Here is a 22,193-nt window from a genome sequence, read left to right as displayed (position 1 = left end):
GAGCCGCAGATGACGGCTGGTGCGGCGGCTCGCGCTGCTGAACTGTTCGAGTCCGACCCCCAGTTCCGGGCCGCCATGCCCGACGCGGAGGTGATGGACTCCCTGCTCGCGCCCGGCTTGCGTTTGTCGCAGGTGCTCCATGCTCTGCTGACCGGTTACGCGGATCGTCCGGTCATGGGCTTCCGGTCTCGTGAGTCGGTGGTCGACCCCACCACCGGGCGCACGGTCGACCGCCTCCTCCCGGCCTTCGAAACCATCACCTACGGGCAACTCCTCGCCGACATCTCGGCCATTCTCGCCGAGTGGCAGCACGGCGAGAATGCCATCGGGGCCGGCGACTTCGTCGCCACCATTGGCTTCTCCAGTCCCGACTACGTCACCCTCGACCTGGCCACGCTGATGAATGGGTCGGTATCGATTCCGTTGCAACACAACACATCGGCAACCCAGCTGCGCATGATGCTGGAGGAAACCAGCCCACGATTGGTGGCGGCAAGCGCCGACAGTCTCGATCTCGCGGTGGAGGCCGCGATCGGGTTGCCCGATCTACGGCGGGTGGTGGTGTTCGACTACCGCTCCGAAACCGATGATCATCGCGAAAAGCTCATTGCCGCAAAGGAACGCCTGCAGGCGGCCGGCATGCACGTGGTCGTGGAGCCGCTCGCGGAGGTCATCGCGAAGGGCCGGGATCTGCCCGAGCCCGCGCTGCACACCGACGGCGACGATCAGAGCACAGCGCTGATCATGTACACCTCCGGGAGCACCGGCGCCCCCAAGGGGGCGATGTTCACGGAGTGGACGGTCACCCGCTTCTGGTCCTCGGGTGCCGCACCCAACCGGGACACCCCGATCATCAACGTCAACTTCCTGCCGCTCAACCACCTGGCCGGCCGGGTGGGGCTACTGACGGCCTTCATCCCCGGTGGCACCTGCTACTTCGTCCCCGAGAGCGATCTGTCCACGCTCTTCGAGGATTGGCAGCTGGCACGTCCCACTCACATGGGCGTGGTTCCCCGAGTGGTCGACATGCTTTTCCAGCACTACCAGACGCGGGTGGACGCACTCGTAGCCGATGGAGCCGACGCCGACACCGCCGATCGGTTGGCCAAAACCGAACTGCGCGAAGATGTCCTGGGTGGACGGGTAATCGCCGGGATGCTCGCGACGGCGCCACTGTCGCCCGAGATGAAGACCTTCCTGGAATCCTCGCTAAGCTTCCACCTGCTTGACCTCTACGGCCTGACGGAGGTCGGCGGTGTCTTCCGGGATGGCAAGATCTCCCGACCGCCGGTGCTCGACTACAGGCTCGTCGATGTTCCCGAACTCGGGTATTACACCACCGACAAGCCGCATCCCCGTGGCGAATTGCTGGTCAAGAGCGCCACGGCAACCCCCGGGTATTACAAGCGCCCCGATGTCACCGCCGAGGTGTTCGACGCCGACGGTTACTACCGAACCGGCGATGTCATGGCGGAGGTCGCGCCAGATCAGCTGGTGTACGTGGACAGGCGCAACAACGTCATCAAGCTCGCCCAGGGCGAGTTCGTCGCGGTCGCGAACCTGGAGACGGTATACGTCGGCGCGCCGCTGGTGCGCCAGATCTTCGTCTACGGCAACAGTGAACGCTCGTACCTGCTCGCGGTGGTGGTGCCTACCGAAGAAGCCTTGCGTGTTCACCCAGATCCCGCCGAGTTGAAGAATTCAATCCGGGAATCACTGCAGCGGACCGCACGCGCCAACCACTTGCATTCGTATGAACTACCGGCCGATTTGATCATCGAGACCACCCCGTTCACCATCGAGAGCGGGATGCTCGCGGCGGTCGGTAAGCCCATACGCCCCAAGATGATTGAGCACTATGGTGACCGGCTTGAGCAACTCTATGTCGATCTCGCCGAGGCCCGTGTCCAAGAGCTACGGCAACTACGCGACACGGCGCAACAACGCCCGGTCATCGATACCGTCACCGAGGCCGCGCAGGCCCTCCTCGGCATGTCCGCGGACGCGGTCCGCCCGGAGCACCATTTCATCGACCTCGGCGGGGATTCACTGTCCGCGTTGACGTTTTCCAATCTCCTCCGGGATCTCTTCGATGTCGAGGTTCCCGTCGGCGTGATCACCGGTCCCGCGGCCGATCTGCGCAAGCTCGCCCTCTACATCGAGCACGAGCGCGAGAGCAGTACGGCCACCGCCGCCAGTGTGCACGGGGCGGGCGCATCTGTCATCAACGCGGCAGAGCTCACGCTCGACAAGTTCATCGATGCCGAAACACTCCGCAAGGCTGCGGAACTGGATCCGCCCGTGAGCGCCGTCAACACCGTCTTACTCACCGGCGCCAACGGGTACCTGGGAAGATTCCTCTGCCTGGAGTGGCTGCAACGTCTGACGCGGACGGATGGACAGCTGATATGCCTAGTGCGCGGCGACAATGACGAGGAGGCGTTGGCCCGTCTTGAAGCCGCGTACGGCGAAACCGATCAAGCGCTACTGGACGAGTTCCGCGCCTTGGCCCGGCGCCATCTGCGAGTGATTGCCGCCGACATCGCCGAGCCGCGCTTCGGTGTGGACGACGCCACGTGGGAGCAGCTGGCTCACGATGTCGACAAGATCGTCCATCCGGCCGCGCTGGTGAATCACGTGTTGCCCTACAACCAGCTGTTCGGACCCAACGTCTTTGGCACGGCAGAGATTATCCGCCTGGCGCTGACCGCGCGGATGAAGCCAGTCACCTATCTTTCGACGATGGCCGTCGCCATGACGGTGCCCGATTTCGATGAGGACGGCGATATCCGCACGGTGAGCCCCACCCGGCACATCGACACGGGCTACGCCAACGGATATGCCAACAGCAAGTGGGCCGGTGAGGTGCTGCTGCGGGAGGCGCATGATCTGTGCGGCCTGCCGGCCAGCGTCTTCCGCTCCGACATGATTCTCACGCACCGCCGCTATAGCGGTCAGCTCAATGTCACCGACGCCTTCACGCGCATGCTGCTCAGCCTGGTCCTCACCGGTATCGCGCCGCGGAGCTTCTATCAGGGCGACGGCAGCGGTTCTCGGCCGCGTGCCCATTACGAGGGGCTGCCAGTCGATTTCGTCACGGAGGCCATTACCAGCCTCGGCCTGTCCACCACCGAGGGATTCTGGTCATACGACGTGATGAATCCTCACGATGACGGCATTTCCGTGGACACCTTCGTCGACTGGCTGGTGGAAGATGGGCATTCCATCGACATCATCGACGATTACCACGAATGGCTGTCCCGATTCGAGACGGCGTTGCGCGGGCTGCCGGACGAGCTGAGGCGCGCCTCGGTGCTTCCGCTCCTGGATGCCTACCGGGTACCGGGCAATCCTCGCCGTGGCGCCACCGCACCTACCAGCGTGTTCCGGAAAGCCGTGCAGGAAAACAACATCGGTGGCGACAGCGCCGACATTCCGCAGATCGATCGCGCGTTGATCGCCAAGTACATATCCGATTTACGGGCCCACGGGCTCCTGTAACCGCAAGGGGCTCAGGCTTCACTCCCCTCAGCGGCGCGACTTGAGCAGTTTCATCGTGAGCCGCGAGTCGACACGCGCGATGGCAGGGTCACCCATGAGCTTGATACTCAACCACTGCTCATAGGCGGCGAGGTCGGCCGTCTGCACCCGGATGAAGTAGTCAGGAATACCGAACATGCGCCGGAGTTCGGCGACTTCATCCATGGCGACAAGACGCTCCTCGAATGACGCGACCGTGGCGAGGTCCTTGGCGACGAGATCCGCGTAAATGATCACCTCGAAGTCGCGCCCGAGCGCCGCTGGATTCACCAGAGCGGTGTAGCCGGTAATGACACCCTCGGCCTCCAATCGGCGCACCCGGCGCAGACACGGCGCCGGAGTAAGGCCCACCCGGTCCGCCAACTCCTGGTTCGTCAACCGGCCCTGAACCTGCAGTTGATCGATTATTGCGCGATCAAGATGATCCATGCATTTATATTGCCACTCAGTGCGTCTAATCAGCAATATTGACAAGCATCATGCGCGCTTATCTCCCTATGATTGCTCCATGACTCACGGAAGCCTTGCCACGAAGCCCCGTCAGCGGGGTGAGCTGGCCAAAGCCGCGGGCCACGCAGGCGTGGTCTGGACGGGATTGTTTGCCCTCGGCATCGGACTGGGTGTCGTTCTCACCGCACACGGACTCCCGTGGTGGCTTGCGCCGATCATCTCCGGGGTGTTGTTCGCCGGCTCGGTCGAGTTCATCTTGATCGGCATGCTGTCGGCCGGCGCCTCGGTGCCTGCGATCGCACTGACCACCTTCCTCGTCAACTCCCGCCATCTGTTCTACGGAATGTCTTTCCCCCTCGACCAGGTCAACGGACGAATCGGCAAGTCCTACAGCATGTTCGCACTGTGCGACGAGGCGTATGCGCTGATCACCGCGCTGGGCAGCCGGGCCTTGAACTCACGCCGGATCCTGTGGACCCAATGCGGACTACACCTCTCATGGGTTGCGGGGGCAACTGCGGGCGGTCTTGCCGGAGCCTCCGTCCTCAGCGGACTCAAAGGGCTGGACTTCGTACTCATCGCGATGTTCTTGGTGCTCACCCTTGATACCTACCGTTCCCGCCCCGATATCCCGTGCGTGGCACTCGCCGTGACCGCGGCACTCGCAGCGCTGGTGATTGCGCCGGGCGCGATGGTGCTCGTGGCCATGTGTTGCTACACGGCGGCGCTGATTGCCCGATACCACCTCACCCGTGGTTCCCGTGCGAAAGGCCGGCCCGTCCATGCCTGAACCCGCCTATATCGCAGCGGCTTTGACGTCTGCCGTAGCGGTCACGTTCGCATTGCGCGCCATACCGTTCGCCGCCCGCAATGCGATCAAGAACAGCAAGCTGGCCGCCGACCTGGGGCGCTGGATACCGCTGGGCGCCACCGCCATTCTCGCGGTGTATTGCCTGTCGACCATCAACATCGCCGGGCCGACGCACGGTGCCGGACCCATCGTCGGGGTGGTAATGACGGTGGGCGTACATATCTGGCGACGCAACGCGGTGCTCAGTATCGTGGTCGGCACTCTCGCATGCTTACTCATCACCAACCTGGCTTAGGCGCCCTTCGGAATCATCGCCAGTTGGCGACTCTGCACGACCACGTGACCGGCAGAGTCCAGAATGAGGTGATCTTCCTCGAACCAGGTCGGACCGAGAACCGTCGCATGTGCCATCACTCGTAGCCAGCCAGGAGCGGGCCGACGGCGCAGGTAGGTGGTGAGTTGCACGGTCGGTGCCCAGCCGAACATCCCGCGGTTCATCGTGACCGGCGCACTGATATCGCCCGCCATCAGCGCGAAGAGCAGCGAGGTGTCCGGATCGGCCTCATCTGTTTCGAAGGGGCGCAACCACATCCGGTTAATCGGGTCACCGGTCTGACCTTTCAAGAACACAGCCGTGGCGGGGTCTACCCGCAAATCGCACCCCTGTGCCACATGAACCACCTGCCCCATCGGGTGGTCGGCGGTCACTCGAATCGCCTCCGCCGAAGGTTCTACGGGCATCTGGGACAAGGCATGGGGTTCTCGATGAATCGGCTCTCCGGCGTCCAGCATGCCCAAGGTGACAGCCGCCGAGGCCGCGACTCGGTGGTCCTGTGACAGCTGCACGTCCACCTGGCACACCTGGGTACCCCTTTTGCGCACCGTCGTGACCAGGCGCACCTCGCCCGGGTCCGGCGCGTACAAGTAGTTGGCGCTCACCGCCACCGGCTGTAACGCTGTTGGTGCGCCCGCGTTCACCATGGTGCGCCGGGCCGCGGCGGCACACACCGCCATCATGCAGCCGCCGTGAACCTTCGGCCCGATGGTCCAGATCGGGTCGATGACCGCAACGTGGTGTCCCAATCCGTGGTCATACAGAGCCGTCAATGTCGCAAAGGGACTGTCGACGGCGGTGGTTTCGGTCATGGACGTTCCTTCCGGGTCACTGGCTTACCAGCACTGGCATGGGGGCGGTAACGGGATCGATGGGAGTGGGCCTGCTCCTGACCTTCAGCGGCCACCAGAACCACCGCCCGAGAAGGGCCGCCACCGACGGAGTGATCAGCGAGCGGACCACAAGGGTGTCGAAGAGCAGGCCCAGACCGATCGTGGTGCCGATCTGGCCAACAGAACGCAAGTCGCTTGCCACCATGGAGATCATCGTGAATGCGAACACCATGCCGGCCGCGGTGACCACACCGCCCGTGGCGCCCATCGCACGGATGAGCCCGGTCTTGAGGCCGCCACCGATCTCTTCCTTCATCCGGGATACCACCAGCAGGTTGTAATCGGAACCCACCGCCAGCAGCACTATCACGGACATCGCGATCACCAGCCACTGCAGCTCAATACCCAACATGTACTGCCAGATAAGAACTGAGAGGCCAAAAGAGGCCGCCAACGAAAGCACAACCGTTCCCACGATGACCAACGATGCGACGAAAGCCCTTGTAATCAGCAGCATCACGATGAAGATCAAAATAATCGCGGCCAGCGCGGCGATGAACAGGTCGTAGTGGGCACCTTCCTGTATGTCCTTGTAGGTGGCGGCGGTGCCACCCAGGTAGAACTTCGCGTTGGCAAGCGGCGTTCCCTTCACCGCTTCGTTGGCCGCTTGCAGTTCGGCGCCGACATGTGAGATGCCTTCCAGCATCGCAGGATCGACGTCGTGGGTGATGATGATGCGTGCCGCCTTCCCGTCGGGAGAAAGCATCAGCTGCATGCCACGCTGGAAATCCGGGCTGTTGAATGCCTCCGGTGGCAGATAGAACATGTCATCGTTCTTGGCATCGTCGAACGTCTGTCCCATGACCGCGGAAGTATCGGTCAATTGCGTGATCTGGGTCAGCATCTCCCCGAAGGTGCTGTGCAGCGTCAGGATCAGGTCCCGCACCTCGGTGGCGATGGCGATCATCGGCGGTATCTGGGCAGCGATCTGCGGTGTCACCGCCTCGACCTTGTCCATTTGGTCGGCGAGTGCCCGAGTGTTATCCGATAACTTGTCGAAGCCGTCCAGCGCACCGAACACCGACCGCATGGCCCAACAGGCCGGAATGTCAAAACAGTGTTGCTCCCAATAGAAGTAGTTGCGCAAGGGCCTGAAGAAGTCATCGAAGTCCGCAAATTGATCCCGGAGTTCCGCAGTGGTGGATTGCATGTCGCGGGTGGCGGCCGCAGCACCATGAGTCGCATCGGACAGCTGGACTGTTAGGTCATGGAGTCTTTGCATGATGGCGATGATCGCGGTGAGGTGATCGGCCATCTTCAGGGTGTCGTCGAGTCGCGCCTTCATGAATTGCAGGTTTTCTCGCATAGATACGCCTTGCACGCTCATCTGGAACGGTACCGACCCGTGTTCCATCGGCGGCCCAAGTGGTCGGGTGATGCTCTGAACGCGGGCAATTCCCGGAACCCGGAAGATGTTCTTGGCGATCCGATCCAGCACCAGCATGTCGCGTGGGTTTCGCAGGTCGTGATCGGCCTCCACCATCAGCATGTCGGGATTCATTCTGGCCGAGGTGAAATGCTGCTCCGCCGCGGCATAGCCGATATTTGCAGGAACATCTGACGGCAGGTAGAGGCGATTGTCGTAGTTGGTCCGGTAACCGGGCAACGCGAGCACACCCACCAGGGCCACCGCGGCGGCAGAGGCAAGAATAGGCAACGGCCACCGCACTATCGCGGCTCCGAGCTTGCGCCAGCCCCGAGTCTTGTTTTCCCGCTTGGGGTCCAGCAGTCCAAATCTGCTACTGATGACAAGCACCGCGGGCGCGAAGGACAGCGCCATCGCGAGGATGGCGAGCATTCCCAGCGTGCACGGGACCGCCAATGTGTTGAAGTAGTTCAACCGGGTGAAATGCAGGCACATCATCGCACCGGCGATCGTCAAGCCTGAGCCGAGAATGACATGGGTGACGCTGGATAGTGTTGTGTAATAGGCAGTTTCTCGATCCTCCCCCGCATTGCGCGCCTCGTGATAACGGCCCACGAGGAAGATCCAATAATCCGTGCCCGCGGCGATGGCGAGCGCGGTGAGGATGCTGACGACGAACGTCGACAAGCCGAAGGCGTGCACCGACCCGAGCACAGCGATGAGACCTCGCGCCAGGCTCATCTCCGTGAGCACTACGACCAACGCGATGCCGGTAGAGACAACCGAGCGATAGACGACCAGCAGCATGATCGCGATGACCACCAAGGTCACGAGGGTCATCTTCGTCATGCTCTTGTCGCCGGCCTCATTGGTGTCCGCGACCAACGCCGCCTGGCCGGTGACATGGGACCTGATGCCGAGGGGTGGGTTTGAGTCCTCGACGATACGGCGCACGGCGTCCACCGATTCCACACCCTGAGTGGAGCCCTGGTTCCCCGCCAGATGCACCTGGACGTACGCTGCCTTGCCATCCTCGCTCTGAGAGCCGGCCGAGGTGATCCGGTCACCCCAAAAGTCCTGAACGTGTTCGACATGCTCGGTATCGCGCTCCAGGTGCCGCACGAGCTCGTCGTAATAGCGGTGCGCGACATCACCGAGTGGTTCGTCACCCTCCAACACGACCATCAGCACACTGTCAGAACTGAATTCGCCGAACTTCTCACCAATGTGTTTCATAGCGATGACCGATGGCGCGTCTTGCGGTGACAGTGATACGGCGTTGTTCTTGCCGACGATCTCCAGCTTCGGCACCAAGAGATTGGTGGCCGCTGCCGCCGCCAACCAGAACAGGATGATCGGCACGGACAGTACGCGCACCCAGCGGGCGTACCGCGATCGCCGGGCAGATGCGTGGGCGACGCTCATGCCGCCTTCACCAGACACGATGTCGATGCACCGAAACCATCGGACGCCTGCTCGTCGCGCAGTTCACCGTTCACGGTGATACGGCAGCCCAACGCCGAACCATTGCCCTGCGCAATGATATTCGCAAAGACACTGGGCACAGTGGTGGTGAGGGTGAGGGTCCAGGGCAATGCCGTGAAATGGGTGTCACGCGACTCTGCGCGTTCGTCGATGTAACTGATCAGTCCGGCAGTGTCCGCAGGTCCGTACACCTCGTATGTCACGTACTTAGGGACGGTCGACACAATGTTCTCTCCACGAGCCTGACCGCCCGCGTGTACATCGGATCCGAACTTTCCATGGAACCGGTGGATGACCAGCCCACCCACTCCGGCCACCGCGACGATCACCAGGACAATCCACATTCGGCCCAATGCGCCCAATAGCCGCTTCATCGCTGGCTCCCAGTGCAGACCTCAGCGTAAATCACGCTGCGTCCACACACTTTTCGATCTTCAGCCGACAGCATGAGAGATGACCTTACGGCCATAAACTTACAACTGTAAAGTTGACGTGCGTCACGCGGCGCCGGCCACCAGGTAGACGCACCAAACCCCGAGCGTGAGCCCACCCTCGCGCTCGAGCAAACGAAGGAAAGCTGACTTTACGGGTGTTAACATATGAGCATGGTTCAGCAAGCCCGCCAGCGTAACTCGCGAGGTCAGGGTGCGCTTCTGCGTGACGAAATCCTCTCCGCGGCCACACGTGTCATCGACGACGCCCAGACCGAGGGCGAGGTATCACTGCGCAGCATCGCCCGCGCGGCAGGGATTGCCGCCCCGTCCGTCTACTCACATTTCGACGACCGCGATGACGTGCTTGATGCGGTCGCCGAGTCCAGTTGGGCACAGGTATGCGAGGAAATCGCCGAGCGCAGCAGCACCGGAAGTACCCCTCGTGACCGCCTTGTATTGGGCTGCCAGGCGTACGTGTCATTCGCACAGCGTTACCCACTGCGATATGCCCTGATGACCCAATCTGCCGATATCCCCTCGGCCGCCAAACAGGCACTCGAGATCGTGACCCGGGGCCTGTTGGCATGCCGCGGCAAGCAGGCACGCGCGAGCGCCGCATCGGGCAAGATCGCCGCCGCTCTGTCCGTCGCACTGCACGGCGTCGCGATGTTGCACCGCACCGATGTCCCGAATCTATGGCTCAGCGATTTCAGCACCGACGAAATCATCGGCAGCCTTGTCGATTCGGCGATCTTGCAGCAGGACAAGATGAGCACCTCACCTGATCGGCGAGCCGGCGAGCACCGGGCGCAAACCAAGAAGCCGAAGACGGCGTAACAAACAGCTAGCTGCCCCAACTGGCGATAAGCGCCTGAGTCGCGCCGACGCCTCCGCCGAGGAACGCCGCGGTCAGCTGTGCCGCCATATCCGAGTCCGCCCCCGAGTCCAGCACCGCCTTCATATTGGCCGATACCGCGGCCGCGATCATGGGCACGCATGTCAGAGCGACAACGCGCACCTTCTCGTCGAGCGCGGGTGTCGTCGACGCCGCCTCAAGGAGCCCATGGCGAATGGCCTCGTTGACGATTGCCTGACCACCATGCCGGCCGTTGGGACTGTTGGGATCCAGGAGCAACCGCAGGATGTGGGGGTGCTCGGCAACGTACGCGTAGATGGGCGAAATCCGCCGATGGAACGAATCGGTGGGGTCAGCAGCGACATAGGCGCTTCCCATCGCCGCCTCGACCGCGTCCCATACGCGTGCGTACTCGCGGTTGAAAAGCTGCTCCAGCAGCGCGTCCTTGCTCCCGAAGTGTGCGTACAGCGTCTGCTTGGTGGTACCGGAGCCCTCAGCGATCTGCTCCATCGTCACGGATCTGAAACCCAGCGTGGCGACGGTGGGCAGTGCCGCATCCAGCAGGTCATCTAGGGTATGTCGGCGTCCGTGCTTCTCTGTTGCCAATTTGGTAACAGAGATTTTCAGATTATCTTGACTCGACAGTCTGACTGTGCTGGACTCCACAGCGTGACTATAGGGTTGCTCGGCAGACGTGCGGAGCTAAACGCAAGTCCCGACACCAGGGCAGGTCACCGGCGCGGCGCAGCCCCCATCCCCGCCCCGCGCTCAAAGTGTCGCTCCCGCATTTAGCCTTCGACTGTATGCGTTTGCTATCGCGATACTATATGCGTGCAACGAGCATTAAATACGGACCGCACAATTTTTACGGTCTCATATAACTCAGGATCATTCTCCGGAAGGTCTTGCCGCCAGACAAGACAAGTAGATATCCAAGTCTCCAGTCCCCGCACTGGCAGACATATCTCATTTTTCTGGAGATATTTCGAACTATTGAAAGTCGACAACGGCGCGAGCGTAAACCCCGCGCCCATCTCAATAAGTTCAGTGGCAGTTTCGGCATCGCACGGCATCGAAGATTGCGTAATTTCAGCCGCCTCGAGGTTCAGCTCGAACTGACGACCAAATTCCGCATCTGAATCACCCGTCGGCCTGACATATGCCATCTGAGACAGTTCTGCGGCGTAGACGGATCGCCGGGTTCCGTAGTCGGACCTGGAAAGCACTGCGCCCATCTCCTCCTCATGGACCACCTCGCCAATCAGACCCAAGGTGTCGAAGGGCGGCCTGATCAGCCCAAAAGCCAGTTCCCCGCGCCGAACGCCCACGAGTATTTCGCTGCTCAGCTGGGGTGATATGCCGAACCTCGTCCCATCAATGCACAACTCGATATCGATCAACTTCTTACGCAGGTCAGGATGAAGAAGAGGCGGCACACCACAGGTCACCGACCTGGCCGAACTCAGCACAGAGCGCTCCGCCGCCAGCTTCGGAAGCTCGTCAAAAAGCGAGAGAATGTGCCGCGCGACGGGGACCAGACGGGCACCATCCCTGGTCAGTTCCACGCGACGGGTATCACGAATAAACAACCGCACTTGTAGCGCGTTTTCCATATCGCGAATTCTTCGACTCAGCGGCGGAAGAGAAACACAAAGCGCTTTGGCGGCCTGTGTGAAGCTCAGCCTCTCCGCGACCGCGACAAAGCATCTTAGGTCGTAAACATCCGGACGGCCATGACTCACAGCAGAATAATATATGAGCGTTACCCAGATGGTGGCTTCAGGACAGCTCCCATTCTTCCTGTTTTGGAAATACAGTGTTGCCGAATTGGAAACACCGTCGCCGAGAAGTTCGCAAAACTGCGTGATAGTTTCAGCAGCCGAGCCAGTTAGCTGAAATAGCTATTGGATCGGGTTGCAAAATCGCAGCGGAGGGGCATGTAGGCCACATTATTTACATCTTTTGTTCACTCAATGGCCACCCTCCTGCCGCAGTGGAGGATCGGCCGCTTGACGAAGCGGCCGGGCAGCACGGATACCAGGCCGAATGCCGGTGCGGAAACGGGCTCCAATCTCTCCCAATTTCGGGGCATACAAAGTTGAGAACGTACGAGAAGGGGTAAGAAATGACCGATACAGCGACCGATGTAGACGATTCGCCACTGAGGAACTTCGCCAAGAACGCCTGGCTTTACGTCCTTGGTCTGGGGATTGCCGCAATTGCCGTAGGTGCAATTGTCTTGGCATGGCCGGGCCGAACCTTGCTTGTTCTGGGTGTCTTTTTTGGAATCTACTTGCTGCTCAGCGGCCTCGTGGAGATCGTGCTCGCCTTCGCGCCGCACCTGCGCGGCTGGACACGATTCGTCAGCGTCATCACCGGCATCCTGTCCATCGTTCTTGGGGTGATCTGCCTGCGAGATCAGTTGGAATCCGTCCTGCTCCTCGCGGTGTGGATCGGCGCGGGCTGGATCATCACCGGTATCGGCCGGGTGGTGGCCGGCTTCGCCACCCGGGCGCCCGGCAGCGGCTGGTCCGTACTGCTCGGCGTGGTGCTCACCCTTGGCGGCATCGTTCTGATCGTTTACCCCGCTGACTCCATTGCCACGCTGGCCCTGGTATCCGGAATCTGGCTCATCGCAATTGGCGTCGCGCAGGTAATTGATGCCATTCAGCTCAAGCGCCGTACCGGGCAGGTCAAGGACTTCATCGATAGTCGATTCGAGAACTAAGCAGATACGCAATCCATCAATCCCATGGCTACCAGGAGAGTGTAAAAGCAATGACGTCTGTACCTATCCAGCGTGATCTGACAGCTTCCCCGGACATTTCGGCGGACTTCAACAAGCTGCTCGCGGGGCTGCAATTGGACATCGCCGACACCGGCGGAGAGGTGACCTTCACCGGCCAGGATCCGATCCTGCCCAGCAACCACCGGTTGGGCGCCATCATGGCGATGGGCATGATGGCCCCGGCGGTCGCCACACAGATCCTGTACCGCCTGCGAGGCGGACCGGAGCAGGACCTGTCGGTGGATCTGCGGCGCGCGGTAGCGCATATCAACCCGACCTACAACTTCGCCCCAACCGTGGGCGGGTATGCGATGCTTCCCGCCGCGGCGACAGCGAATCCATTCGGTTTCAGCATCTATCCGACCAAGGATGACCGCTGGTACCTGCCCACCGCCGTCTATCCCAAGGCACTCCTGCAATGGCTGGGCCTCCTGAAATCCGGGTTTGACGCGAAGTCCGTCGGCCAGGCCATCGGTCAGTGGAACGCCCAGGACCTCGAGGATGCGGCCGGTGCCCAGGGGATGATCGGCGCGATGTGTCGTACCCCCGAGGAGTGGTACGCACATCCACAGGGTCAATACCTGGCCCAGACGCCCATGATCGAAATCGTCAAGATCGGCGATTCGGATCCGGAGCTGCCCGCGCTGACACATCCCAACCGCCCGTTGTCGGGTATCAAGGCCGCCGCCATGACGCACGTCATCGCCGGCCCGGTGGTCGGGCGCGTACTTGCCGAGCAGGGTGCTCAAGTTCTCGACTTGTCCAATCCCGCTGTGGAGTACGAGGCTCTGGTCGAGGACTGTCATCTGGGCGCTCGGTCCACATGGTCCGACCTGAATCAGCAGAAGTATCGAGACCAGGCCCTGCAGTTGATCAAGGGCGCAGACGTCTTTGTCGAAAACTATCGCGGGCGCAAGATCGCGAACTTCGGGTTCTCGCCGGAAGCGGTCGCCGAGGCCCGGCCGGGCATCATCTACACCTCCGTCCGCGGCTTCGGCTGGGAGGGCCCGTGGATCGATCGCGGCGGTTTCGACATGGACGCCAACTGCGTCACGGGGTACACCACGCTGGAAGGGTCACCCGAGAAACCGTTGCTGCCGCCGACCGTCATCCTCAACGACTACCTGGCCGGGTACCTCACCAGTGCGGGAGTCCTTGCGGCACTGATACTCCGAGCAAAGCACGGAGGCAGCTATCACGTACGGACATCATTGTCGCGATTCTCCATGTGGTACTCCGAGCTTGGCGTCTTCAACCCGGACTATGTCGCAGAGTCTCTGAAGAAGCCTGAGCACCAACCCATCCTGCCCGACGGGCTGGAGTTGAGCTCCGCGTTCGGCCGGCATGTGCGTCTCGAGCCCGGCATCACCTATTCGAAGACACCCGGTCATTGGGAAGGTCTCGGCGGCTACCCCGTGGTCGGCCCACAGGGCTCCTCCGATCCCGTCTGGGTCTAGTTCTCGACCAATTCACGAAAACCACTATCAGGTAAGGAAAAACATGACACTGAAGAATCGCTTCAACGGCCTCGTCGACCGCGCCAAGCAGGGGCAGGATCACCTCGAGGCCGCGCAGGACAAGGCCAAGGCCGACCTGCAACAGGACGTCGACGCCGCCAAGGCCAAAGCCAAGGCCCACCACGAGAACGTCGAGGCGAAGGTGGGTGCCGCCGAGGACAAGGCCAGCTCTGCCTGGTCTGACCTGAAAGACAGCTGGAACACTCACGTTTCGAAGGTCAAGAGCGACTTCAGCGCCAAGGAAGCGAAGCTCGACGCCAAGCTTGCCGCGCAAGAAGCCGACCTCGCCGAGTCCGATGCCTCGTACGCGATCGACGTCGCCCTGTCGGCGATCGAGGAAGCCGAAGACGCCGTTGTCTACGCGATCTACGCCCGCAAGTACTCCGACGACCTGGGCTAGTCACCAGTCCGGATTGGGACAGCGCCCGGTGCCTGCCGCGTTGGCGGTTACCGGGCGCCCCCCGAAGAAGAGGCATCCAACATGGCGAAGCGAGTAACCGTCACGCTCATCGACGATCTCGACGGTGTGGCGCATGCTGACGAGACCATTGAGTTCGAACTCGATGGCATTTACTACGCCATCGATTTGTCAGCCAAGAATGCGGAACGACTGCGCGACGAATTCTCGGTATGGATCGAGCGCGCACGCAGGATGCATTTGCACGCTCCGCGGGGCCAGCAGTCTGGCCCACGCCGGCGAACCACGACGGATCGTCGTCGCGGCAAAGCGATTCGCGAGTGGGCGCAGCGCAATGGCCGTCCTGTCGCCGCGCACGGCAGGATTTCCGCAGAGATCGTCGACGCCTACCGGCGCGACGCCCAACCGATGGGGACATTCCAGTGACCACAAAATTGGATTCTGCGGTGGCAGAACACGAGAACGAGACGGGGCAACCGGAGTCCGGCGAGGAATCGTCCACCGCTGTAGATGAAGGTAAAGACACCACGAAGGACGCAAGCCCGCCACGGCGCGTCTTTGACGTTCTCCTGCGACGGTCGCTGATTTCCACGGCGCTGCTCGTCGCGGCCGCCGTGACGATCGGCCTCCTCGCGTGGTCCCTGCACAGCAGCCAACGATCGGAACGTGAGGCGCGTGCCGCCCTGGTATCGATGCAGGATGCCGCCGGCGCCCGGCAACGGTCCGAACAAATCGCCCTCGACTATTCCCGCGGTGCCGCCGAGATGGACTTCAAGGATATTCCGGCGTGGACGAAACGCCTGACCGCCAACACCTCTCCGGAGCTGACCAAGAAACTCAAGGACGCCGCCACGTCCATGGAACAAATCGTGGTTCCCCTGCAGTGGGTGTCTACTCCGACACCGATCACCTCGGCGGTCCGCTCCGAGCGCGACGGGGTGTACGTGGTCAATAGCTTTCTGAGCGTCATGACCAAAAATGTCCAGGCGCCCAACGGAGTTCAATCGACAGCCACCTACACCGTGACCATCAACTCGAAGGACAACTGGGTCATCACCGATGTGGGCGGGGTCGACTCGGCCATGAGGGCGGGAAAGTAGCAACCAGATGTCCGAACTGTTGGCGGGAAACCGGAATCGGCAGAACCGAGTCATGCGCCGCACTGGTCTCGCGGTCGTCGCATTGGCGGTGGTGGGCGCTGTCGGCATCACCGCAATCCCGCGGTGGAAACCAGCGCACACCGTCGAGATCACCCTGTCGACACCTGTTGTCGGCCAGGGTATTCGCGACCACTCCCCCGTGATGCTGCGTGGCGTCGTCATCGGCACCGTGACATCGATCACCCGCAACGATACCGTCTCGGAGGTGACCCTGGGCATCGACCGGGACGTGGCACAGGGAGTCAACGATTCGTTGGGCTATGACTTTCGCCCGGCCAACATGCTCGGAAAGTCGGTGGTGAATCTCATACCGCGCGGCTCCGGAAGCCCGTTGGCCGACGGACTACGGATCGAACGGGGCCCTGAGGCCAATGCGACGATGGCGCAACTGCTGAGCAATACCTCCACGGTCATCAACGGTGTTGTCACCGACGCGATGGTCAAATCCATTCTGCGTAGCGTGCAGTACACCAATGCGCTTATGCCGCTTATCGAGACCGGCTTCGTCTTCACCAACCTCCTGCTGCAGACCCAGACTGTCGACGCCGGCACGACGATGCGCACAGTGGGCACGCTGCTGCAACCACTGCCAGGTCTGACCGAGGTCATGCTGACGACTCAGCACAACATGTACACACTCAAAGGCCGGGAAGCCCTCATCGAGCGCTGGCCCGACGTGCTGTCGGTCCTGACACTTGTCCAAGGCGATGGACTCCTGGGACCTGCCGCGGCGGCGTTGGCGCGTCCACGTGTGGCTGCCGGGCCGGCGACCGAGATCGCGAGATCCTTCGCCGACTCGTTGAGCACTCAGTTGGAGTTCTCACGTGGGGGTGTACGCATCGATAGATTGCTGGCCGGTCTGCAGACCGCGTACTCGGCGGCCGACCCCAATGATGAAGGCGCCAAAGCGGTCAGGCTTCGCGTCATGCTCGAGCCGCTCCCGGTCTTCCAGTCCACGCTTCCGCCGCTCTCTACCGGACCGGACGGCACCGGAGGACCTGCCGCGGCCGGGGAGCCATATCCCCCGGGAGCGCTGCCCGCGGGGCCACAGGACCCCACCAACCAGCCGGATACCGGCCCGCAGTACGCCCACGCCCATCAACCGGGAGCGGGCCAGTGAGCTCAGTCAAGAAATCGGTACTCGGCCTGTTCGTCGCAACGCTCTGCTCCGTGCTGGCCTACGTGCTCATCGTCAACGGCATCCGCAACCCGATCGCGGGTGACACCGCGCAGTACACAGCGACATTCGACGACGTTTCCGGCCTTCGGCCGGGCTCGGACGTCCGCAGGTACGGCGTTCAAGTGGGCAAGGTGAAAACCATCAAGGTCGTCCGGTCGGGTGACACCAATCTCGCTCACGTTGAACTCGAGCTGGCCAAGAGCGAGAAGGTGACCACGGCGACCCACCTCGCGGTGAAATTCCAGAACCTGGCCGGCGTCCGATTCATCGACATCAGCGACGAGAACACGTCGAACCCCGAACCCATCTCCCGGATCCCGGTGGGGCAGACAACGGGATCGTTTGACATCACGGTGATCTTCCAGGGGCTGGCCCCGGTGTTCCGAACGCTTGATCCCGCCGACGTGAACGATCTGACCGACAAGCTGACCGTGTTTCTCAACGGGGATGGCACGGGCACCGCCGATCTCATGAGCAGCCTCACCGCCATCGCCGACAAGGCCGCGAACAAGCAGGGAGTCCTCAAGGCGCTGGTACAGAACTTGTCGGTCACCGCCCAAAAAGCACAAGGCAAGACGGAGAAGCTCTTTCAAGTCCTGACAAACATCAGCAACATGGTGGTGAGCCTGAGCTCGATACAGGACAAGTTCATCGAACTCGCCCAGTACGGACCCAATTTCGCCATTGCGGCCAACCGGATGACATCGCTGTTCCGCGGGGACGAGAAGACCGACTTCAACGCCAAATTCGATGTACTGCACGCCAACCTGTATCGGGTGCCGGAGTTCTTCGAGCGCCTCCCCGGTTTCTACAACGGGCTCAAGCCCACCATGGATGACCCCGGCAGCGATTTCGGCTGCCTCAACGGCACCATGGCGGTTCCTCCGATGCTCAAGGTATTCATGAGTGGTCAGCAGGTGACGCTATGCCGGCGGTAAGAGCACGGATCGGACGTCTCTTCGCCGGGCAGGATCGACGCCACAAGATCATCGGAGTGTTGGTCTGTCTACTGATCGCCGCGGTGGTGGTGGTGTTGGGGGCGAACCATGTATGGCAACTCGGACACCGCGCGGTCACCTTCGCCATCACCGACGGTGCCGCGATCAAGCCCGGAGACGAGGTGAAGGTGGCCGGATGGCCCGTGGGCACAATTGATTCCGTACGGTTGGTCAACGACAACGTCACTGTTCAGGCGTCGGTCGACAACGACGTCTACCTCGGTGATCAAACATCGGTCGAAGTTCGCATGATCACGGCAGCCGGTGGCTACTACGTCGACCTCATCTCGGCCGGCAACAAGGCATTGGGAGACAACGAGATACCCGCCTCGCGTACCCGCCCGCCGTATCGCCTGCCCGAGCTCCTCGGTTCCGGAACCGACAAGGTCAAGGACATCGACGTCAGCCAGTTGGGTCCGAGTCTGGACCGGTTGTCCACCATGATGGACGCCAGCCCGAATGGCATCACGACCATGGTCGACGCGATGAAAAAGGTGTCCGACATCGTCACGCACCAGAAGAGTCAACTGCAAACAATGTTGGACGTCGGCCAGGAACTCACCCGCACTGCCGCCAAGAATCAGGAACACATGAACGAGGTGCTGCACAAGGCGGCGATCCTCATCACCATCGTCGACAATGTGAAAGTCCAGCTTCAGCAGGCATTGCCGCCGCTACTCAAGGCGGTCAAGACGGTGATGGGCGTGGCGAACTTCTACGATTCGCACCGCGACTGGCTGCTCGACATCTTGCAACGGACCACCAATGCGCTAAATGTGGTCAACACCGACTTTCCTCGAATGATTTGGAACTTAGGTAATTTCGTGAACGACATTCGCAGTATGATCTCCCCCAAGGGGCCTCAGCCCATCGAGGATCATCTGCTCGCATCAGATTTCTGTGTCCCGATGCCGGGTCGCTCATGCTGACCCCGATCACGGCGCGACGTGTCGCCAGAACGGCACTCGTGATGGTGCTCTCCGCCACGCTACTTGCGACCTCGTCTGCCTGCGGACTGCTCGACCGATCAGCGAAGACCACGGGGTTCTGCGCCGTACTCTCCGACGCGAGCGGCTTGTACCGGGGTAACGCCGTCACCCGAAAGGGCGTGCGCATCGGGAAGATTGACGGAGTCGTGTCCGACACCATGTCGGTGCGAGTCAACTTCTCGATCGACTCGGATGCCGCTGTCCCGGAAATGGTCACCGCGGTCAGCCGCGCGCCGTCCATCCTCGCCGACCGCAGCCTCGAGCTGATCAACGGTGACCCGGTCGCGGGCCGGCTCGCGCCCGGAACATGCATCCCCTTGGAGCGAACGGCGGTGGCCAAGACCATCTCCGAGAACGCGTCAGCGATGACGGGACTGCTGGGCCAGCTCACCAGCGAGGGGCGCGGCGAGAACCTGAACCGCGCTCTCGGATCGTTGAGCACCCAGTTGAAGGGCAACGGAGCCGTCATTCGCGACAGTATGACGAACATCGTCGGCGCGATGGATGCCCAACCCCCTTCCCTGGATTACCTGCTCAAAAACGCCTCGGATTCCCTCTCGACACTCAACGCCAATTCCGATGACATGAACACGGTGCTCGAGCACGCGGTGTCAGCGATGTCGCTGTCCGCCCGGACACTCATGCCCACGTTGTACGGAATCCTTGGGCCACAGGTCAATACGCTTACACGGATGGCGTACGACATGGCGACCGAGTACCGCGGCGAGCTGTGGGCCTCAATGGATACCGCCGCCTACACGGTCCGGCTGCTTTCCGAACATACCGGCGTTTTCACGACATACGCCGGAACGCTGCCCAATATCGCGGACGGCGTCCGCGGGTTCTACTACCGGCTGCGGGCGCGCCCGGAACCGGTGAAGTCCAACCGGGTCAACGCGGGCCCGCAAGACAACGGCATGGTGTGCTCGCGCATCGCCCCCGTCGGCGAGGACCGTTGCGGGTACTTCTACGGGGTGCCCGAGGAGATCAACACCATCGACGTCCTCGTCAAAGTACTCAAGGAAGGTAACCCGCCGTGAGAAGGCCCATCGCCACGTTGACGATCCTTGCCGCCGTGACACTTTCGGGTTGCTCGATAAATCCGGCAAGAATCAGGATGCCGGACACCTCGACAGACAGTTTCTCGGCAACCATCCAGTTCGCAAACGCCCTCAACCTGCCGACCGGCGCCAAGGTCACGTTCGAAGGCGTAGACGTCGGCACGGTTCGTGATATCGGGCTGGGCAACGGTGTCGCGAACGTAAGGGTCAGACTGAAATCCGACGCCCAGGTGCCCGACAACGCGAACGCGGCCATCATCCAAGAGACCGTGCTCGGGGATCCGTACATTCGGCTCACCCGCGCACGCGAAACCAGCGACACCGCTCCCCCACTCGCCGATGGTGGGTTGATCACCGCCGACCACACACTGCCCGCGACATCTGTGGAAGACATGCTGACCACGGTGTCCTCGTTCATCGGCGGCGGATCAATCCAACAGGTACAGGGGTCCCTGGAGCGCATCAAGGAAACCCTCCCGAAGTCGGTGGAAGAGTCCCGCAGGGCGGCCTCGATCCTGACATCCAATCTCAAGGGTGTGGCCGCCAACAGCGATCAGATCGACCGCAGCCTGGACAGCTTGAGCCAGGTGGGCGAAATAGCCCGGAACCATGAGGAAGACATCCAGACCGTGCTGACCGAAGAGGGTGTCACGTACTGGGAACGTATCGACAAATCCGCGGACCTGATCATCCGCATCATCCCCGGCATGGGCGATATCGTGAAAAACGGATACTGGCTGATCCCGGTGATGGATTCCGCGTCGAACGCGTTGGAGCAGTTCGGTGCGTCCGGTGTCGATCCGGTCCAATTCGGCTGGCAAGTCAACGGATTCACCAACCAGGCATTACTTCCGTTCATGGCCGATCCCAGGGTCGATATCACCGGGGTGACGAAGCCCGACGGCACGACCGCGGAGACCCAATACGCACGAAAGGCGCTGGGATTAGGCCAATGAGACGCACCGTTATCTCCCTCACGGCTCTTCTTGCCATCCTCGTGGGATCCCTTGCGGCCTACTGGCAGCAGGGAATCACCGTATTCAGCACCACCCGGAATCGCACGGAGGCAACACTCGTCGTCCGCGACGCGAACGGACTGGTACCTCGCTCCCGCGTACTACTGCGTGGAGTTCCGATCGGCGAGGTGGCCGCCGTGCAGGCCGCCGCGAACAGCGTGTCCGTGCGATTCTGGTATCCGGATACCATCCGGATACCACTCGACAGTGCATTCCAGATCGACAGCCTGTCCGTACTCGGCGAGGCATATCTGTCCATCAAGCCAAAGAGTGACAGCGGCCCGGCACTTGCCGACAACCAACAGATCATCGCCGACGACAAGACGGTCGCCGGCACATTCGGTGAGCAGATCGTCGCGGCGACAAGGCTATTGACAGATCTTGAGCCCACGCGGATCAATAGTGTGATCGAGGAGCTGAACACCGCGTTGTCGGATGCCTCGGTAGTCCCGCTCATCGCCAACGCGAGCACCAAGTTGCGCGATGACATCGCGAATAACAAAGACGCACTGCGCAATATCCTCAGCCAAACCCAGGCGCTGCTACACAACACCGGGACCGTCGAGGCGGTGCTGCCGACCATGGCGGCGCCGACATTTGATTTGGGGCAGCAGATTCAGATCATGGTAGAGACCATCATCGCGCTGTTGTACGCCGGCGACTATCCGGAGTACATCGCGAACGGCACCAAGCCGCTGATCAACCGGCTGATCAAATTCTCCGACGACACCAACCTCAACATGTACAACTTCACCAACCCGCTGCTGCCGCCGATGCAGGCGACGGCGAGTGCCTTTGCCACCCTCGATGTGAGCCGACTCCTCGACGCGTCGATGTCGACCGCCGAGGCTCCCGGCGCATTCACGGTTCATGTGACTCCGGCGCCGTAAGAAGAAA

General features: G+C 61.7%; 21 protein-coding genes. 15 read left to right on the top strand and 6 right to left on the bottom strand.

Annotated features, from left to right (window positions below; all coding sequences use genetic code 11):
* Positions 1-9 precede the first annotated feature (9 nt).
* The gene (car, locus tag BKG76_RS18705; RefSeq protein ID WP_070938918.1) at positions 10-3,501 is read left to right on the top strand and encodes a carboxylic acid reductase; all 3,492 of its coding nucleotides are present in this window, start codon (positions 10-12) and stop codon (positions 3,499-3,501) included.
* Positions 3,502-3,528: 27 nt separating this feature from the next.
* On the opposite strand, the gene BKG76_RS18700 is transcribed toward car, so the two are convergent.
* Complete coding sequence (locus BKG76_RS18700; RefSeq protein WP_070938917.1) at positions 3,529-3,969, bottom strand: Lrp/AsnC family transcriptional regulator; 441 nt, start codon at positions 3,967-3,969, stop codon at positions 3,529-3,531.
* A 79-nt stretch (positions 3,970-4,048) separates the two neighbouring features.
* On the opposite strand from BKG76_RS18700, the gene BKG76_RS18695 reads away from it, so the two are divergent.
* Positions 4,049-4,780: an AzlC family ABC transporter permease gene (locus BKG76_RS18695; protein WP_070938916.1), complete on the top strand. Its 732-nt coding sequence runs from the start codon at positions 4,049-4,051 to the stop codon at positions 4,778-4,780.
* A complete protein-coding gene (locus BKG76_RS18690; protein ID WP_070939363.1) occupies positions 4,773-5,096 on the top strand; it encodes a branched-chain amino acid transporter permease in 324 nt (107 codons plus the stop codon). Before BKG76_RS18695 ends, BKG76_RS18690 begins: the two co-directional genes overlap by 8 nt.
* Here BKG76_RS18690 and BKG76_RS18685 read toward each other — a convergent pair.
* The 3 genes from BKG76_RS18685 to BKG76_RS18675 are packed head-to-tail and all read right to left on the bottom strand — an operon-like array spanning position 5,093 to position 9,253.
* Positions 5,093-5,947 carry a thioesterase family protein gene (locus tag BKG76_RS18685; protein ID WP_070938915.1) on the bottom strand — a complete coding sequence of 285 codons (855 nt, stop codon included), beginning with the start codon at positions 5,945-5,947 and terminating at the stop codon, positions 5,093-5,095. The genes BKG76_RS18690 and BKG76_RS18685 overlap by 4 nt on opposite strands.
* Positions 5,948-5,963: 16 nt before the next feature.
* Positions 5,964-8,819 (bottom strand): MMPL/RND family transporter, encoded by a 2,856-nt coding sequence (locus BKG76_RS18680; protein ID WP_070938914.1) that lies wholly within the window; start codon positions 8,817-8,819, stop codon positions 5,964-5,966.
* On the bottom strand, positions 8,816-9,253 hold the full coding sequence (locus BKG76_RS18675; protein WP_070938913.1) for an MmpS family transport accessory protein: 438 nt from the start codon (positions 9,251-9,253) through the stop codon (positions 8,816-8,818). Before BKG76_RS18675 ends, BKG76_RS18680 begins: the two co-directional genes overlap by 4 nt.
* A gap of 231 nt (positions 9,254-9,484) precedes the next feature.
* On the opposite strand from BKG76_RS18675, the gene BKG76_RS18670 reads away from it, so the two are divergent.
* The gene (locus tag BKG76_RS18670; RefSeq protein WP_070939362.1) at positions 9,485-10,150 is read left to right on the top strand and encodes a TetR/AcrR family transcriptional regulator; all 666 of its coding nucleotides are present in this window, start codon (positions 9,485-9,487) and stop codon (positions 10,148-10,150) included.
* Positions 10,151-10,157: 7 nt separating this feature from the next.
* On the opposite strand, the gene BKG76_RS18665 is transcribed toward BKG76_RS18670, so the two are convergent.
* Both BKG76_RS18665 and BKG76_RS18660 read right to left on the bottom strand, forming a co-directional pair.
* Entirely contained in the window at positions 10,158-10,835 is a 678-nt protein-coding gene (locus BKG76_RS18665) for a TetR/AcrR family transcriptional regulator (protein ID WP_083338093.1), read from the bottom strand.
* Between the two features lie 146 nt (positions 10,836-10,981).
* Positions 10,982-11,911, bottom strand: a complete 930-nt coding sequence (locus BKG76_RS18660) for a LysR family transcriptional regulator (protein ID WP_083338092.1) — start codon at positions 11,909-11,911, stop codon at positions 10,982-10,984.
* 383 nt (positions 11,912-12,294) lie between these two features.
* Between BKG76_RS18660 and BKG76_RS18655 the strand changes: the two genes are divergently transcribed.
* From BKG76_RS18655 to BKG76_RS18605, 11 genes are all read left to right on the top strand, one after another.
* Positions 12,295-12,897 carry an HdeD family acid-resistance protein gene (locus BKG76_RS18655; RefSeq protein ID WP_070938910.1) on the top strand — a complete coding sequence of 201 codons (603 nt, stop codon included), beginning with the start codon at positions 12,295-12,297 and terminating at the stop codon, positions 12,895-12,897.
* Positions 12,898-12,947: 50 nt separating this feature from the next.
* On the top strand, positions 12,948-14,414 hold the full coding sequence (locus BKG76_RS18650) for a CoA transferase (RefSeq protein ID WP_070938909.1): 1,467 nt from the start codon (positions 12,948-12,950) through the stop codon (positions 14,412-14,414).
* Between the two features lie 43 nt (positions 14,415-14,457).
* A complete protein-coding gene (locus tag BKG76_RS18645) occupies positions 14,458-14,874 on the top strand; it encodes a hypothetical protein (protein WP_070938908.1) in 417 nt (138 codons plus the stop codon).
* An 81-nt stretch (positions 14,875-14,955) separates the two neighbouring features.
* Positions 14,956-15,318: a histone-like nucleoid-structuring protein Lsr2 gene (locus BKG76_RS18640; RefSeq protein ID WP_070938907.1), complete on the top strand. Its 363-nt coding sequence runs from the start codon at positions 14,956-14,958 to the stop codon at positions 15,316-15,318.
* The gene (locus tag BKG76_RS18635; protein WP_236737583.1) at positions 15,315-15,992 is read left to right on the top strand and encodes a hypothetical protein; all 678 of its coding nucleotides are present in this window, start codon (positions 15,315-15,317) and stop codon (positions 15,990-15,992) included. The genes BKG76_RS18640 and BKG76_RS18635 overlap by 4 nt, the downstream gene beginning before the upstream one ends.
* Positions 15,993-15,999: 7 nt before the next feature.
* Positions 16,000-17,172 carry an MlaD family protein gene (locus tag BKG76_RS18630; RefSeq protein ID WP_070938906.1) on the top strand — a complete coding sequence of 391 codons (1,173 nt, stop codon included), beginning with the start codon at positions 16,000-16,002 and terminating at the stop codon, positions 17,170-17,172.
* Positions 17,169-18,170: an MlaD family protein gene (locus BKG76_RS18625; RefSeq protein WP_070938905.1), complete on the top strand. Its 1,002-nt coding sequence runs from the start codon at positions 17,169-17,171 to the stop codon at positions 18,168-18,170. Before BKG76_RS18630 ends, BKG76_RS18625 begins: the two co-directional genes overlap by 4 nt.
* A complete protein-coding gene (locus tag BKG76_RS18620; RefSeq protein ID WP_070938904.1) occupies positions 18,158-19,159 on the top strand; it encodes an MlaD family protein in 1,002 nt (333 codons plus the stop codon). The genes BKG76_RS18625 and BKG76_RS18620 overlap by 13 nt, the downstream gene beginning before the upstream one ends.
* Positions 19,153-20,259 carry an MlaD family protein gene (locus BKG76_RS18615; RefSeq protein ID WP_070938903.1) on the top strand — a complete coding sequence of 369 codons (1,107 nt, stop codon included), beginning with the start codon at positions 19,153-19,155 and terminating at the stop codon, positions 20,257-20,259. Before BKG76_RS18620 ends, BKG76_RS18615 begins: the two co-directional genes overlap by 7 nt.
* Positions 20,256-21,236, top strand: coding sequence for an MlaD family protein (locus tag BKG76_RS18610; RefSeq protein ID WP_131815828.1), 981 nt, complete (start codon positions 20,256-20,258; stop codon positions 21,234-21,236). Before BKG76_RS18615 ends, BKG76_RS18610 begins: the two co-directional genes overlap by 4 nt.
* Entirely contained in the window at positions 21,233-22,186 is a 954-nt protein-coding gene (locus tag BKG76_RS18605) for an MlaD family protein (protein WP_083338090.1), read from the top strand. The genes BKG76_RS18610 and BKG76_RS18605 overlap by 4 nt, the downstream gene beginning before the upstream one ends.
* The last annotated feature ends 7 nt before the right edge of the window (positions 22,187-22,193 follow it).

The sequence above is a fragment of the Mycobacteroides franklinii genome (assembly GCF_001853795.1).
GTDB classification, from domain to species: Bacteria; Actinomycetota; Actinomycetes; order Mycobacteriales; family Mycobacteriaceae; genus Mycobacterium; species Mycobacterium franklinii.
The sequence above is the reverse complement of the archived record's forward strand: the minus strand, read 5'-3'. Positions and strand labels throughout refer to the sequence as shown.

Bases quoted from the DNA above. Each gene is read 5' to 3' on its own strand.
- car (WP_070938918.1), top strand. From the start codon at position 10: ATGACGGCTGGTGCGGCGGCTCGCGCTGCTGAACTGTTCGAGTCCGAC.
- BKG76_RS18700 (WP_070938917.1), bottom strand. From the start codon at position 3,969: ATGGATCATCTTGATCGCGCAATAATCGATCAACTGCAGGTTCAGGGC.
- BKG76_RS18695 (WP_070938916.1), top strand. From the start codon at position 4,049: ATGACTCACGGAAGCCTTGCCACGAAGCCCCGTCAGCGGGGTGAGCTG.
- BKG76_RS18690 (WP_070939363.1), top strand. From the start codon at position 4,773: ATGCCTGAACCCGCCTATATCGCAGCGGCTTTGACGTCTGCCGTAGCG.
- BKG76_RS18685 (WP_070938915.1), bottom strand. From the start codon at position 5,947: ATGACCGAAACCACCGCCGTCGACAGTCCCTTTGCGACATTGACGGCT.
- BKG76_RS18680 (WP_070938914.1), bottom strand. From the start codon at position 8,819: ATGAGCGTCGCCCACGCATCTGCCCGGCGATCGCGGTACGCCCGCTGG.
- BKG76_RS18675 (WP_070938913.1), bottom strand. From the start codon at position 9,253: ATGAAGCGGCTATTGGGCGCATTGGGCCGAATGTGGATTGTCCTGGTG.
- BKG76_RS18670 (WP_070939362.1), top strand. From the start codon at position 9,485: ATGGTTCAGCAAGCCCGCCAGCGTAACTCGCGAGGTCAGGGTGCGCTT.
- BKG76_RS18655 (WP_070938910.1), top strand. From the start codon at position 12,295: ATGACCGATACAGCGACCGATGTAGACGATTCGCCACTGAGGAACTTC.
- BKG76_RS18650 (WP_070938909.1), top strand. From the start codon at position 12,948: ATGACGTCTGTACCTATCCAGCGTGATCTGACAGCTTCCCCGGACATT.
- BKG76_RS18645 (WP_070938908.1), top strand. From the start codon at position 14,458: ATGACACTGAAGAATCGCTTCAACGGCCTCGTCGACCGCGCCAAGCAG.
- BKG76_RS18640 (WP_070938907.1), top strand. From the start codon at position 14,956: ATGGCGAAGCGAGTAACCGTCACGCTCATCGACGATCTCGACGGTGTG.
- BKG76_RS18630 (WP_070938906.1), top strand. From the start codon at position 16,000: ATGTCCGAACTGTTGGCGGGAAACCGGAATCGGCAGAACCGAGTCATG.
- BKG76_RS18620 (WP_070938904.1), top strand. From the start codon at position 18,158: ATGCCGGCGGTAAGAGCACGGATCGGACGTCTCTTCGCCGGGCAGGAT.
- BKG76_RS18615 (WP_070938903.1), top strand. From the start codon at position 19,153: ATGCTGACCCCGATCACGGCGCGACGTGTCGCCAGAACGGCACTCGTG.
- BKG76_RS18605 (WP_083338090.1), top strand. From the start codon at position 21,233: ATGAGACGCACCGTTATCTCCCTCACGGCTCTTCTTGCCATCCTCGTG.